The sequence below is a fragment of the Streptomyces sp. NPDC052910 genome (assembly GCF_055585605.1).
Genome location: NZ_JBVJJR010000001.1, coordinates 60,240 through 73,889 on the forward strand (window position 1 = coordinate 60,240; position 13,650 = coordinate 73,889).

Sequence of the window (13,650 nt, forward strand, 5' to 3'; positions counted from 1 at the left end):
GGGGAACCCGCCGGACCGGAGAGCGGGGGACCCGGGCGGACCGGCGCGGGGAGCGGTCAGCGCACGGGCCGGTGCACGTTCTCGGCCTTGGACGGGCCCGGGGTGGCGTCGGCGATCCAGGGGCCGTCGTCGCTCGGGTCGAGGATGCCCTCCTCCAGCCAGGTGCAGGCCCCGGCCGTCACCGCGTTCACCACCGTGCGGTCGAGGGTGTCGGTGTTGGTCCACAGCCGGGCGAAGAGCTCGTCGGTACGGATGCGCGCCTGTCGGCAGAAGGCGTCCGCGAGCCCGTACGCCTCCCGGCCGTGCGTCCCCTGGGTGCGCAGTTGCTCGGCCCGGACGCAGGCGGCGCTCATGGCGAAGAGTTCGGCGCCGATGTCCACCACGCGCCCCAGGAACCCCTGCTTCGTCTCCAGCCTCCCCTGCCAGCGGGACATGGCGTAGAAGGTGGAGCGCGCGAGCCGGCGCGAGGCGCGTTCGACGTAGCGCAGGTGCCCGGAGAGGTCGCTGTGGCCGGCCGGGTGGAACTCGGCGTAGCTGGTCGGCACCTGCCCCGGGCCGGTGACGAGCCTGGGCAGCCAGCGGGCGTAGAAGCCGCCGGCCCGGGCCCCGGCCCGCGCCTTGTCGCCCAGGGACTTCTCCGGGTCGATGAGGTCGCCGGCGACCGAGAGGTGGGCGTCCACGGCCTCCCGGGCGATCAGCAGGTGCATGATCTCGGTGGAGCCCTCGAAGATCCGGTTGATGCGCATGTCGCGGAGCATCTGCTCGGCGGGGACCGCGCGCTCGCCGCGGGCGGCGAGGGAGGCGGCGGTCTCGTAGCCCCGGCCGCCGCGGATCTGGACCAGCTCGTCGGTCATCAGCCAGCCCATCTCGCTGCCGTAGAGCTTGGCGAGGGCGGCCTCGATGCGGATGTCGTTGCGGTCCTCGTCGGCCATCTGGGCGGAGAGGTCGACGATCGCCTCCAGGGCGAAGGTGGTGGCCGCGATGAACGAGATCTTCGCGCCGACGGCCTCGTGGCGGGCGATGGACTTGCCCCACTGCTCCCGGGCGGCCGACCACTCGCGGGCGATCTTCAGACACCACTTGCCGGCACCGACGCACATCGCGGGGATGGACAGCCGTCCGGTGTTCAGCGTGGTCAGCGCGATCTTCAGGCCGGCGCCCTCCGGGCCGATGCGGTTCGCCGCCGGCACCCGGACCCCGTGGAAGCGGGTGACGCCGTTCTCGATGCCGCGCAGGCCCATGAAGGCGTTGCGCCGCTCCACGGTGACGCCCTCGGACGCCGTCTCCACCACGAACGCGGTGATGCCGCCCTTGTGCCCCTCGCTCTTCGGCACCCGGGCCATGACGACCAGCAGGTCGGCGACGACGCCGTTGGTCGTCCAGAGCTTGACGCCGTCCAGCACGTAGTCGTCGCCGTCGGGCACGGCGGTGGTGGCCAGCCGGGCCGGGTCGGAGCCGACGTCCGGTTCGGTGAGGAGGAACGCCGAGATGTCGCTGCGGGCGCAGCGCGGCAGGAACGCGTCCTTCTGCTCCTGGGTGCCGAACAGCTTCAGCGGCTGCGGGACGCCGATGGACTGGTGGGCGGAGAGCAGCGCTCCGACGACCGGGCTGACCGAGCCGACGAGCATCAGGGCCTTGTTGTAGTACACCTGGGTGAGACCGAGACCGCCGTACTTGGTGTCGATCTTCATTCCGAGGGCGCCGAGCTCCTTGAGGCCCGCGACCGTCTCGTCGGGGATGCGCGCCTCGCGCTCGATGCGGGCGGCGTCGATCCGCGTCTCGCAGAACGCGCGCAGCCGGGCGAGGAACTCCTCGCCGCGCAGCACGTCCTCCGGCGCGGGCGTCGGGTACGGGTGGATCAGGTCGAGCCGGAACCTGCCGAGGAAGAGTTCCTTGGCGAAACTGGGCTTCTGCCAGCCCTGCTCGCGGGCCGCCTCGGCGACCCGGCGGGCTTCACGCTCGGAGACCGGCCGTACGGATGGTGCGGTCATGGGGCACCTCGCCGCTTCACGTCGTCGCGGTTGTCCCGGTCGGTACCGACCGGTGCTACCGGTCCGTATGTACCCGATCCGCAGGGTGTCTACCAGACCGCGCGCAGGGTTCCGGCCTACCGGGGCCCCGCCTCAGGGCTGCCTGCCGGGCGTCACCAGGCCGCTCTCGTAGGCCACGACGACGGCCTGGGCGCGGCTGCACAGGCCGAGTTTGGCCATCGCACGGTTGAGGTGGGTCTTGACGGTGGCCTCGCTGATGACGAGCTCGGTGGCGATCTCCCCGTTGGACAGGCCGCGCCCGGTGTGGCGCAGCACCTCCCGTTCCCGGCCGGTGAGCGCGTCGAGCGCCTCGCTCCGCGGGGGCTCGGGGGCGGGCCGGGGCCGGGTGAACGCCTCGACGAGGCGGCGGGTGACGCTGGGCGAGAAGAGGGTGTCCCCGCCCGCGACGGCGGTGACGGCGGCCAGCAGCCGCTGCGGCCCGGCGTCCTTCAGCAGGAAGCCGGAGGCGCCGGCGCGCAGCGCGGCGTAGACGTACTCGTCGAGGTCGAAGGTGGTGAGGACGAGGATCCTGGGCGCGGGGACCAGGCCGGCGGCGAGGATGCGCTCGGTGGCGGCGACGCCGTTGAGGCCCGGCATCCGGATGTCCATGAGGACGACGTCCGGGTGGTGGGCGAGGGCGAGGTCGACGGCCTCCTGCCCGTCGGCGGCCTCGGCCGCCACGGTCACGCCGGGGGCCGCGCGCAGCAGGGCCGCGACGCCGGCCCGGATGAGCACCTGGTCGTCCACGACGAGCACGCGTATGCCGGTGCCGCCGTCCCGCTCGCCGGTCGTCATCCGTCCCGCCCCCGCCGGTCACTGGAGGGGAAGCGTCAGCCGGACCTCGAACCCGCCGTCCGCCCGCGGGCCGGCCGCGAGTCTCCCCCCGTAGATCCTGGCGCGCTCGCGCATGCCGATCAATCCGTGGCCGCCGGACGGCACCGGGTTGGCCGGAACGTTCCCTCGCCGCCGGGGCGACGGCCGGCCGTCGTCGGTGACGCTCAGCTCCAGTTCGTTCGGCCGGAAGGCGACGCGGACCACCGCGCGGGCGGTGCCCGCGTGCTTGATGATGTTGGTCAGCGCCTCCTGGACCACGCGGTACGCGCACAGGTCGGGGCCGGCCGGGAGGGGCCGCCGCTCCCCCGTGACCTCCAGCTCCACGCGGACACCGACCGCCCGCACCCGCTCCACGGTCGCCTCCAGCCGGCCCAGCCCCGGCATCGGGTGATACGGGCAGTCGCCCCCGGTCCGCTCGGCCTCGTCCCCGCCCTCGGGGCCGACCCGGAGCACGGCCAGCAGCCGGCGCATCTCCTCCAGCGCCTCCCCGCTGCTGGCCGCTATCGTGCCCAGCGCGTCCCGGGCGGTGGCCGGATCGCTGGCGAAGACGTAGCGGGCGAGCCCGGCCTGCACCGACACCACGGACATGTGGTGGGCGACCACGTCGTGCAGCTCACGGGCGATGCGGACGCGCTCCTCGGCGACGGCGCGGCGGGCGTTCTCCTCGCGCTCCCGGCGCAACTGGGCCGCCAGATCGCACAACTCGGCGTTGCGCTCGGCGAGTTGCCGGGCATTGCCGCCGAACTTCAGGATGATGCCGAGCATCACCGCGGCCTGGGCGACCGTGGTCACCAGGTCGTCGGTGTGGCCGAGCACGGTCGTGAGCACCGCGCACCCGGCGCAGCAGAGGCCGCAGACCACGGCCACCGGCCTGGGGCGGCTCGCCGCGACCGAGTAGAGCGCCACCATGGGGCAGAGGCTGTTGACGATCGGCCAGAAGCCGGCCGCGACGAACACCAGCCACAGGGCGCTGGTCAGGGCGAACGTCAGGACGGGCGCCCGCCGGCGGACGGCCAGGCTCAGGTTGATGACGCAGATCAGCGCGTAGCCCAGGGCGTCGGGCCGGTCCCAGGGCGCGTTCGTGGCCGACGCGGTGCCGGCGTAGACGACGGTGGCGATGGCGCAGCCCAGGGCCAGCGGCGCGTCCCGCACCCATACCGGCCATTCCGCGGAACGCCGTTCCGGCGCGCGCGACCACGCCCGCGGCCGTCCTCCCGCCGCCCCCGCCGCTCCTGCCTCCCCTGCCCTCCGCACCGCCGCAGCGTATCCACGCCGCGCGGGGCACGGCATCGGCCGGGCGCGGGCGGTGGCGCCTGCCGCGGCGGGTGGAGGAGGAGGCGACGGGCTACCGCAGGGGTTGACCCGGGATTCAACCGGCCGGGGGATGGGACCGGCCCGCCGGTTCCCTAGAGTCGGTTCCCGTCGGCACCCCGGGCTTCACGGGGGAACCAACGGGGGACGTGCCGGCTTCACGGGGGACCGGCGCGCTCCGGGTCACGGACCCGGAGCGCGCCGAGTGGTACGGAACCGGGCGTTACAGGGCGAGGCCCGTCAGGACCAGCACCCGCTCGTAGGTGTAGTCGTCCATCGCGTAGCGCACGCCCTCGCGGCCCACGCCGGACTGCTTGGCGCCGCCGTACGGCATCTGGTCGGCGCGGTACGACGGGACGTCGCCGATCACGACACCACCGGTCTCCAGGGCACGGTGTGCCCGGAAGGCCGTCTGGAGGTCGTGGGTGAAGACGCCCGCCTGGAGGCCGTAGGGCGAGTCGTTGACGGCCGCGAAGGCGGCTTCCTCGCCGTCCGCCTTCGCGAGGGTCAGGACCGGTCCGAAGACCTCTTCGCAGGCGATGGTCACGCCGGCCGGGACGTCCGCGAGCACGGTGGGCGCGTAGGTGGCGCCCTCGCGCTTGCCGCCCGCGAGCAGCTTCGCGCCCGCGGCGACGGCCTCGTCCACCCAGGACTCGACGCGCTTCGCGGCGTCCTCGCTGACCAGCGGGCCGACATCGGTGGCCGCGTCCGACGGGTCACCGGTCACCTGCGCCTCGACGGCCGCGACGACCTTGGGCACCAGCCGCTCGTACAGCGAGGCGTCGGCGATGACGCGCTGCACGGAGATGCAGGACTGGCCGCCCTGGTAGTTGGAGAAGGTGGCGATGCGCTGCGCCGCCCAGTCCAGGTCCGCCTCGGAGGACCAGTCGGCCAGGACGACGGCCGCGCCGTTGCCGCCCAGCTCCAGGGTGACGTGCTTGCGGGGCGCGGAGTCCAGGATGGACCAGCCGACCGGGCCGGAACCGGTGAACGAGATCACCGGCAGCCGCTCGTCCCGGACGAGGGCCGGCATACGGTCGTTGGGAACCGTCAGGACGCTCCACGAACCGGCCGGCAGCTCGGTCTCCGCGAGCAGCTCGCCGAGGACCAGCGAGGACAGCGGGGTCGCCGGGGCCGGCTTGAGGATGATCGGCGCGCCGACCGCGATGGCGGGGGCGACCTTGTGCGCGGCCAGGTTCAGCGGGAAGTTGAAGGGCGCGATGCCGAGCACGACGCCGCGCGGGAAGCGGCGGGTCAGGGCGAGGCGGCCGGTGGAGCCCGGGTCGGTGTCCAGGCGCTGCGCGTCACCGGCGTTGAACCGGCGCGCCTCCTCGGCGGCCCACCGGAACACGGAGACGGCGCGGCCGACCTCGCCGCGCGCCCACTTGATCGGCTTGCCGTTCTCCGCCGAGATCAGTCGCGCGATCTCCTCCGTGCGCTCGGCCAGCCGCTTGGCGACGTGGTCGAGGGCGGCCGTCCGGACGTGCGCGGGCGTCGCCGCGAACTCTTCGCGGACGGCGTGCGCGGCGGCCACGGCCTCCTCCACCTGGGCCTCGGTGGGCACGCTCACGGTGCCGACCAGGCGGCCGTCCCAGGAGTTCGTGACGTCGAAGGTCTCCTCGCCGGTGGCCTCACGGCCGGCCAGCCAGAACGCGTGCGGAGCGGGGGTGTCGGTCACGGGCCCGGCCCTTCCGAAGTGGGGGTGATTGGTTCGCTTCCCCACCGTAGGGGGCGGTCCGGCAGGCATGGTTTGTCCGCTGTGGAGTGTGGGTGCGGGCGGGCGCGCCGGATCGGCGCGGTGGCCCCGGTCCCTCCCCAGAGGGGCAACCCTCCTACGCCCCAGGCGAAGCCTTCAGCGCCAGCCACAGCTCCATCCGGACATCCGCATCGTCCAGCGACCGCCCCAGAATCTCCTCCACGCGCCGCATGCGATACCGCAGCGTATGCCGGTGCACCCCCAGGTCGGCCGCGGCCGCGTCCCACTGCCCATGCCGCGAGAGCCAGGCCCGCAGCGACGCGACGAGGTCCCCGCGCCCCGCCGCGTCGTGCGCCCGAAGCGCCCGCAACAGCCCGTCGGCGAACGCCCGCACCGCATCGTCGGCGAGGAGGGGGAGGACTGACCCGGCGGCGACGTCCTCGTGTCCGACGAGGGGGCGGCCGCGGCGCCGGGCGACGGAGAGGGCCTGTTCCGCCTGGCGGAGGGCGGCGGCGGTGTCGGCGGGCGCCGTGGTGGCGGACAGGCCGAGCGCCAGGCCTGCGCCCTCCTCGCCGGCGGCCGCCTCGCAGGCGGCGAGCGCGGCGCCGCCGTCCGGCCCGAGCAGCACGAGCCGCCCCCCGTCCGGCACGGCGAGCACCGGCTCCGCCGCCCGGCTGGCCGCCGCCTCCGCCGCGTCGGCGAGGGCGGCGAGCGGGTCGCCGGCCTCCGGTTCGGCACCCTCGGACGCGGCGGGCACCGGCTCCGCGACGAGCACGCGGAAAGGCTGGTCGAGCAGGGACCCGTAGAGCTTCCCGGCGACGGCCCGCGCGTGCTCGGCCTCCCCCGACAGCAGCATCCGCAGCACCGCCGCCGCCAGCCGCTGCTCGGCGTCCTGGAGGGCCCGGGAGCGCTCGGTGGCGAGGGTGAGCAGGGCGACGGCCGAGTGCACGGCGTACCGCTCGGACGTGCCGAGCGGCGCGGCGGTGCCGACGGCGAGCACCCCGCGGGCGCGCCGGCCGGTGCCGAGGGACTGGAGCTCGACCCGGTCGTCGCCCTCCTCCGGTGCGACGACGGCGCTGGCGGGGGCGGGCCGGCCGCGCAGCCGTCCGGCGTCGGGGCCGAAGCGGGCGGCGCGGCGGGCGGCCCAGTCGGGGGCGGCGGCGACGACCGCGCCCGAGGCGTCGTAGAGGGCGGCCCAGCCGTCGACGTACGCGGCGAGCCGGGCGAGCAGCCCGGCGGGGCCGTCCGGGCCGAGGGCGGCCCGGGTCAGTTCGCGCTGGGCGGCGAAGCCCGCGGTGACCGCCCGGTACTGGTCGGCGGCGATGGCGGCGGAGACGGCCTTGCTGATGGCGATGAAGGGGGTGCGCCGGGGCACCTCGAGCAACGGCAGTCCCGCCTCCTCCGCGGCCTCGACGAGAGCGGGCGGCACCTGCTCGTAGTTGACGCCCACGGCGAACCCCAGACCGACGACGCCCGCCTTGACCAGCCGTCCGACGTAGGGGCGCACGGTGTCCGGGTCGGCCGCGTCGATCTTCATGGCGGTGATGAGCAGCAGCTCACCGCCCTCCATCCAGGGCACCGGGTCCGCCAGTTCGCTGACGTGCGCCCAGCGGACGGGGGTGTCCAGCCGCTCCCGGCCCGCGAGCACGGTGAGCTTGAGGGCGGAGTGGTGGACGAGCGAGGCGAGCGTGGGGGGCATGGCACCTTCGGATGGGCGGCTTCGGGTGAACCTGCGCGACCGGCGCGGGACGGCACGGCGACAGGGCCGTCCCGTATGAACTGCTGTGACCGATTCTGCCTCAGTGGAGCACGACCGGCGCTGCCCCGGCTCCCTCCTCCGGTCGGCTGGGGGCGTCTGACGCCACGGAGATCCGTCGGACACCCCCTAGTCGCGCAGGTTCACGAGCACCGGCGGCGTCGTCGCCCCCCGTACGGAGGTCACCGAGAGCACCGCGTGCCCCGGCGGCACCCCGTGCGCCAGTTCGGAGGCGGACCAGCGCTCCCGCTCCACCGTCCGCACGGTGACGGACTGGGCGGTGACCGCGCGGCCGGTGACCACCCGGCGGAGTACGTGCAGGGCGCGGGTGAGCGGCTCGTGGGCGATGATCTGGCGGTCGGTGACGTCGCGGGTCTCCACCCACTCCTTCCCCCAGACCTCGGCGAACCGCGCGCCGTCCCACGTCGTCACGCCCGAGAAGGCCATCCGGCAGCCGACGGTGCCGAGCAGGGCGCTGCGCAGCGTCTCGGGGACGTCGTCCAGCGTGCGGAGGGTGAGGACCGCGCCGGCGTGCGCCGAGCGCAGCCGCTGGAGGCCGCGTACCGACTCGGCGGTCACCGTGTGGGTGGCGTCGTCGAGCACCAGGCAGGCGAAGAGCGAGCGGTCGGCGCGGGCGGCGGCGGACTCGGTGAACTGGGCGAGGATCAGCCGGGCCAGCAACCGGGACGCCTCCGCGTGGCCGCGCTCCGGCAGGTCGACGCGGACCCGCAGAGGGTGCTCCAGGGTGCGGAGGGAGAACGTACGCCGGGGGTCGCCGGTGTCGAAGAAGCCCGCGAAGGCCGGGCGGTCGAGCAGCGCGATGCGGTCGGCCAGCATCGGCGCCGGGTCACCGGGACGCCGCGCCTGCCGCTCCCGGGCGTCCAGCTCCCGGGCCAGCGCGCCCTGCCCGCCGGCCGCGAGCCGGTCGCGGAGCGCGTCGACCGCCGCGGGCGAGCCGTCGAGCAGCTCGCGCAGTTCCTGGACGGACGGGAAGCGGCCGTGCGCACCGTGGAAGGGGCCGAGGATCTGGGCGAGGGCGGTGGCGGCACGGCGGCCGTCCCCGCCGGGGAGCGCGGCGGCGAGGTCGCCGACCAGACCCTCGGCGAGGATCGCCGCGGCCTCGTCGGGGTCGTCGGTGCCGCCGTACAGGTCCAGGTCGTACGCGGAGTCCGGGCGGCCGATGCGGATCACCACGTCGAACGCCTCGTCGGGGGCCAGGGCGGTACCCGCCGCCCCCACCGCGACCACGGCGGCACGCCCGGCGAGCGCCTGCAGGCACAGCGACTCCAGCACCGGGCGGACCAGGCCCGCCGTCTTGCCGCAGCCGGGCGGGCCGACGGCGAGCAGGGAGGTGCCGAGCAGCCCGGGGTCCAGCGCCCAGCCGACGCCGCGGTGGTCGTAGGGGTTGCGCCGGTCCTCGGCGGCGGTGCCGATCCGGACCTGGCCGGTGATCAGGTCGTGCCGGGCGGCCCGGACGCCGAGGTCGCGCGCGCCGGAGGGATGAGCGCAGGCCGCGGCACCGGCCCGCAGCACGGCGTCGGTGAAGGCGGCCCGCCACTCGGGCCGGTCGCGGACGGCCTCCCAGGCCCGTTCGATCCGGGCCCGGTCCACGTCGTTCATCAGACCCCGGCGGGCATCCGCCGCGAGCCGCTCGGCGGCGTCGGGGGCGCCTTCGGCACGCAGGCGGGGCCAGTCGGCGGGGTCCTCGTCGGTGTCGGGCGGGAGGGCGTCCCCGGTGGTCCGGCCGGGGGTGCGCGGTGGCCGGTCCGGGGCCGCGTACCGGCGCCAGAGCTCGCCCCAGCAGCCCACGCGGGCGGCCAGAACGAAGAAGAGGACGATGAAGAGGGTGTAGTACGCGTAAGTGGCGTAGAAGAACATCGGGGGCTGCATCCAGGAAACCGGCATGACGTGTGTCAGCGGCCACAGCCAGACCGTGTCGAACACGTCGTAGCAGAGTTCCCAGGCGAGGACCCCGCCGGCCAGTGCGAGGAGGGCGCGGCGCACGAGCAGCGGCCTGGGGATGCGGTCCGGCCGCTCCGGGAGCAGGGCAGGGGGCAGCCGGAGTCCGAGCCGGCGTTTGAGGGAGGACCAGGCCGGGCCGCCGTAGCGGCGCCACAGTTCGGGGACGCGGCCGATGCGGGCGAAGAGGACGACGAGGCCGCAGAACCACAGGGCGTAGTAGAGGTAGGAGGACAGCATCCACTCACGGGACAGCTCGTCCCAGTCGCCGGGCACCAGCGCCTTCAGCGGCCACTTCCAGTACGGCCCGAAGTAGCCGTGCCACAGCAGGGACCAGACCAGCCAGCCGCACAGCATCGAGATCACCGCACCGCCGACGAGCTGCCGCCCGGGGGTGCGGCCGGGCTCCTCGGGCGGTTTGGGGCGGTGACCGAAGCGCCAGACGCCCGGCTGGGCGGCCGGCCGGGGGGTGCGCAGCCAGGTGAGGAAGGGGTGCTCGGCCTCGGCGGCCCCGGCGGCTTCGGCGGGCCTCCGGGGCGCCGGGGGCCGGAGCGGCATGGGCGGGGCGGTCGGGCCGGACGGGTCGGGCCGGGCCGGGCGGCCACCGTGGAAGGGGGGTGCGCCGTACGCGTCCCCGTACGTGTCCTCGGATGCCATCGCTGCCCCTTGCCCCCGCCGGCCGGTCCCGCTGCTGCCTGCGGCCGTGCGGCCCGGCTGCGGCCGGACCGACGTCGCGTGGCCAATCTAGCGGCCCTGAGCGGGGAGTTCAGCGTCTCCGGGCCGACTTCCGGGAAGGCTCGGGGCTGACTCGGGGCCGGCTCGGGGCTGGCTCGGGACAGCCCCGTGGGTGCCACCCGGCCGGCCCGGGAACGCCACCGCCCGGTCCGGCGGCGCCATCCGGCCGGTCCGGGGAGCCCACCGCCGGCCCGAAGACGGCCCCGCACGGGCGGCCCCAAGGCGCCCACCATTCGGCCCGATCGCGATACCACCCGGCCCGAAGGCGGCCCCGCACGGCCCGAAGACGCCACCGCACACCCCGAAAGGGCCGGCGCCCGGCCCGCTGACGGCCCCACCCGTCCCGGCACAGTCCGGTCCCGGCCGGCGGAGGAGGCGGCGGTCGCGGCCCGTCCCGCATCCGTCCGCCATGTACCGTCCGGACAACGGCGCGCCCGTACTGCTCCCGAACGGAACATGCCGGGGCCGTCGGCCCGCCCTTAGCCTGCGGTGAAAAGTCCGCGTTCTTCCCCCGGGAGCCCACCCATGACCGAACTGTCCGGAGGCTCGGCCCTCCCCCAGGAGCGCCGCGTCGTCACCGCCATCCCCGGCCCGAAGTCGCTGGAGCTCCAGGCGCGTCGTACGGCGGCGGTCGCCGGGGGCGTCGGCTCGGTGCTGCCGGTGTTCACCACCCGCGCGGGCGGCGGCGTGATCGAGGACGTGGACGGCAACTCGCTGATCGACTTCGGTTCGGGCATCGCCGTGACGTCGGTGGGCGCCAGCGCCGAGGCCGTGGTCCGCCGCGCGTCCGCGCAGTTGGCGAACTTCACCCACACCTGCTTCATGGTCACGCCGTACGAGGGGTACGTCGAGGTCTGCGAGCGGCTCGCCGAGCTGACCCCGGGCGACCACGCCAAGAAGTCGGCGCTGTTCAACTCGGGCGCCGAGGCCGTCGAGAACGCGGTGAAGATCGCCCGCGCGTACACCAAGCGCCAGGCGGTCGTCGTCTTCGACCACGGCTACCACGGCCGCACCAACCTGACGATGGCGCTCACCGCCAAGAACATGCCGTACAAGCACGGCTTCGGCCCGTTCGCCCCCGAGGTCTACCGGGTGCCGGTGGCCTACGGCTACCGCTGGCCGACCGGCCCGGAGAACTGCGGCCCCGAGGCCGCGGCCCAGGCCGTCGACCAGATCACCAAGCAGGTCGGCGCGGAGAACGTGGCCGCGATCATCATCGAGCCGGTGCTCGGCGAGGGCGGCTTCATCGAGCCGGCCAAGGGCTTCCTGCCGCGGATCGCGGAGTTCGCCAAGGACAACGGCATCGTCTTCGTGGCGGACGAGATCCAGTCCGGCTTCTGCCGCACGGGCCAGTGGTTCGCCTGTGAGGACGAGGGCGTCGTCCCGGACCTGATCACCACCGCCAAGGGCATCGCGGGCGGCATGCCGCTGGCGGCGGTCACCGGCCGCGCGGAGATCATGGACTCGGCGCACGCGGGCGGCCTCGGCGGCACCTACGGCGGCAACCCGGTGGCGTGTGCCGCCGCGCTCGGCGCGATCGAGACCATGCGCGAGCTGGACCTCAACGCGAAGGCGAAGCGCATCGAGGAGGTCATGAAGGGCCGCCTGGCCGCCATGCAGGAGAAGTTCCCGGTCATCGGGGACATCCGCGGCCGCGGCGCGATGATCGCGGTCGAGCTGGTCAAGGACCCGGAGACCAAGGCTCCCGCCCCGGAGGCCGCCGGTGCGCTGGCCAAGGCCTGCCACGCCGAGGGGCTGCTGGTCCTCACCTGTGGCACCTACGGCAACGTGCTGCGCTTCCTGCCGCCGCTGGTCATCGGCGAGGACCTGCTCAACGAGGGTCTGGACATCATCGAGGCGGCCTTCGCACGGCTCTGACCAGCTCCTGGTCCCTGTCCGGCCGGCTCCTGATCCGTTTCCGGACCGGCGTGCGCGGGCGTCTGCACGGGCGCCCGTGAAGAACCTGTGCGGGGCGGGTGGTGGACGGGTGACACGGCTACCGTCCGCCGCCCGCCCTGCCGTACGGTTTCTGCAGATGAGTGAGACACCCCGTCCGCAGGGGACTGCGGACGACGCCCCGCCGGTGCGTCCCCCGTACCGGCGCGGCCGTGCCACCGCGCACGCGACCGGGGTCACGAGAGACACGGGCCCCGGGACTCCTCACCGATCGGACGGCCGCCCGTTCCACACCCCCCGGGGCGAGCGGCACGCCGGCCCGGCCGGCGGCCTCGGAACCTCCCCCCCTGTTCCGGAGCCGTCGGCCTTCCGCCTTCCTGGCGTTCTCCTCCCGGTGCTCTCGGTCGTCCTGTTCGCCCTGCTCACCTGGCAGGTGGCCGGGCACGGCCCGCTGCGCGCGCTCGACGAGCGGGTGGGGCGCGCCGTCTCCGGTGCCGCGTTCCCCCGGGTGGTCACCGGTTTCCTCGCCGACCTCGGCAACGCCTCCGTCGCCGTACCGGTACTCGCCGTCGCGGCGCTGTGGGCGGTCCTGCGGCGCGGCCGGCCGTGGTCGCACGCGCTGGCCGCCGCCCTCGCCATGGCGGCGGTGCCCGCCCTCGTCGTCCCGCTCAAGACCCTCGTCGGCCGGCCCGGGCCGCCCGCGATGGGGGCCGGCCCGCACGACGGCTTCTTCCCCTCCGGCCACACCGCCACCGCCGCCGTGGCCTACGGCGCCGCCCTGCTGCTGGTCACCCGCTCCCGCCGGGCCGCCGCCGGGTACGTCCTGCTCGACGTGGCGGTGGGAGCCGGTCTGGTGCACCGCGGTTACCACTGGCCGCTGGACGTCCTCGGTTCCTGGTGCCTGGCCGCGCTCGTGCTGTGGTGCCTGTCCCGGGCGCTCAGCCGCGGGCGAGCCGGGCGGCGGCCTCGTGCAGGGAGAGCTCCAGCACCACCGGGTCGATGAGCAGCCCGGACCCGTCGGGCGGTACCAGCCAGCGGACCAGGGAGGCGTTGCGGACCGGGTGCGGCACCACGATCCAGGTGCCACGCCCGGCACCGCGCACCCCGGTGGCCAGCCACCGGGTCGCCGTCCCGGGCGGGACGAGGAAGCCGACGCGGCCCGCCCGTTCGTCGGCGAGGACGGGCCCGGGTGTTCCGGCGCGCCCTGCCAGGACGTCGGCCGTGGGGCGGCCGAGGCCGCCGGGGAAGATGAGGACGTCCCAGAGCCTGCCGGCGGGCAGCAGGGCGATCCCGAAGGGATTGCGCTCCCACTCCCACCGGCAGCCCGCGGGATCGGGGGCGGCCGATGCCAGCCATTCCACCGCGCTCGTCCTGCCGGCGCCGCCGCTCATACGCCTGCCTCCTCCGTGTCGGGTGTGTGCGTGCACGGGTGG

General features: G+C 75.2%; 9 protein-coding genes. 2 read left to right on the top strand and 7 right to left on the bottom strand.

Annotation, left to right across the window (positions count from 1 at the left end; genetic code table 11):
* Nucleotides 1-56 precede the first annotated feature (56 nt).
* From ACZ6X9_RS00240 to ACZ6X9_RS00265, 6 genes are all read right to left on the bottom strand, one after another.
* Nucleotides 57-1,991 carry an acyl-CoA dehydrogenase family protein gene (locus tag ACZ6X9_RS00240; protein ID WP_469775690.1) on the bottom strand — a complete coding sequence of 645 codons (1,935 nt, stop codon included), beginning with the start codon at nt 1,989-1,991 and terminating at the stop codon, nt 57-59.
* A 132-nt stretch (nt 1,992-2,123) separates the two neighbouring features.
* Nucleotides 2,124-2,825, bottom strand: coding sequence for a response regulator (locus ACZ6X9_RS00245; protein ID WP_469775691.1), 702 nt, complete (start codon nt 2,823-2,825; stop codon nt 2,124-2,126).
* 18 nt (nt 2,826-2,843) lie between these two features.
* Nucleotides 2,844-4,016 (bottom strand): sensor histidine kinase, encoded by a 1,173-nt coding sequence (locus ACZ6X9_RS00250; RefSeq protein WP_469775692.1) that lies wholly within the window; start codon nt 4,014-4,016, stop codon nt 2,844-2,846.
* 382 nt (nt 4,017-4,398) lie between these two features.
* Entirely contained in the window at nt 4,399-5,853 is a 1,455-nt protein-coding gene (locus ACZ6X9_RS00255) for an aldehyde dehydrogenase family protein (protein ID WP_469775693.1), read from the bottom strand.
* Nucleotides 5,854-6,007: 154 nt separating this feature from the next.
* Nucleotides 6,008-7,570, bottom strand: a complete 1,563-nt coding sequence (locus tag ACZ6X9_RS00260; RefSeq protein WP_469775694.1) for a PucR family transcriptional regulator — start codon at nt 7,568-7,570, stop codon at nt 6,008-6,010.
* Nucleotides 7,571-7,756: 186 nt separating this feature from the next.
* On the bottom strand, nt 7,757-10,243 hold the full coding sequence (locus ACZ6X9_RS00265; RefSeq protein WP_469775695.1) for a proline dehydrogenase family protein: 2,487 nt from the start codon (nt 10,241-10,243) through the stop codon (nt 7,757-7,759).
* Nucleotides 10,244-10,846: 603 nt separating this feature from the next.
* Between ACZ6X9_RS00265 and gabT the strand changes: the two genes are divergently transcribed.
* Together gabT and ACZ6X9_RS00275 are read left to right on the top strand one after the other, a co-directional pair.
* Nucleotides 10,847-12,199, top strand: coding sequence for a 4-aminobutyrate--2-oxoglutarate transaminase (gabT, locus tag ACZ6X9_RS00270; protein WP_469775696.1), 1,353 nt, complete (start codon nt 10,847-10,849; stop codon nt 12,197-12,199).
* 412 nt (nt 12,200-12,611) lie between these two features.
* Nucleotides 12,612-13,220, top strand: a complete 609-nt coding sequence (locus ACZ6X9_RS00275) for a phosphatase PAP2 family protein (protein ID WP_469775697.1) — start codon at nt 12,612-12,614, stop codon at nt 13,218-13,220.
* Here the strand turns inward: ACZ6X9_RS00275 and ACZ6X9_RS00280 are convergent.
* Complete coding sequence (locus ACZ6X9_RS00280; RefSeq protein ID WP_469775698.1) at nt 13,156-13,608, bottom strand: bifunctional DNA primase/polymerase; 453 nt, start codon at nt 13,606-13,608, stop codon at nt 13,156-13,158. The genes ACZ6X9_RS00275 and ACZ6X9_RS00280 overlap by 65 nt on opposite strands.
* Nucleotides 13,609-13,650 lie beyond the last annotated feature (42 nt).

Excerpts from the sequence above, each read along its gene's own strand:
- ACZ6X9_RS00245 (WP_469775691.1), bottom strand. The coding sequence starts at position 2,825 with ATGACGACCGGCGAGCGGGACGGCGGCACCGGCATACGCGTGCTCGTC.
- ACZ6X9_RS00240 (WP_469775690.1), bottom strand. The coding sequence starts at position 1,991 with ATGACCGCACCATCCGTACGGCCGGTCTCCGAGCGTGAAGCCCGCCGG.
- gabT (WP_469775696.1), top strand. The coding sequence starts at position 10,847 with ATGACCGAACTGTCCGGAGGCTCGGCCCTCCCCCAGGAGCGCCGCGTC.
- ACZ6X9_RS00265 (WP_469775695.1), bottom strand. The coding sequence starts at position 10,243 with ATGGCATCCGAGGACACGTACGGGGACGCGTACGGCGCACCCCCCTTC.
- ACZ6X9_RS00280 (WP_469775698.1), bottom strand. The coding sequence starts at position 13,608 with ATGAGCGGCGGCGCCGGCAGGACGAGCGCGGTGGAATGGCTGGCATCG.
- ACZ6X9_RS00260 (WP_469775694.1), bottom strand. The coding sequence starts at position 7,570 with ATGCCCCCCACGCTCGCCTCGCTCGTCCACCACTCCGCCCTCAAGCTC.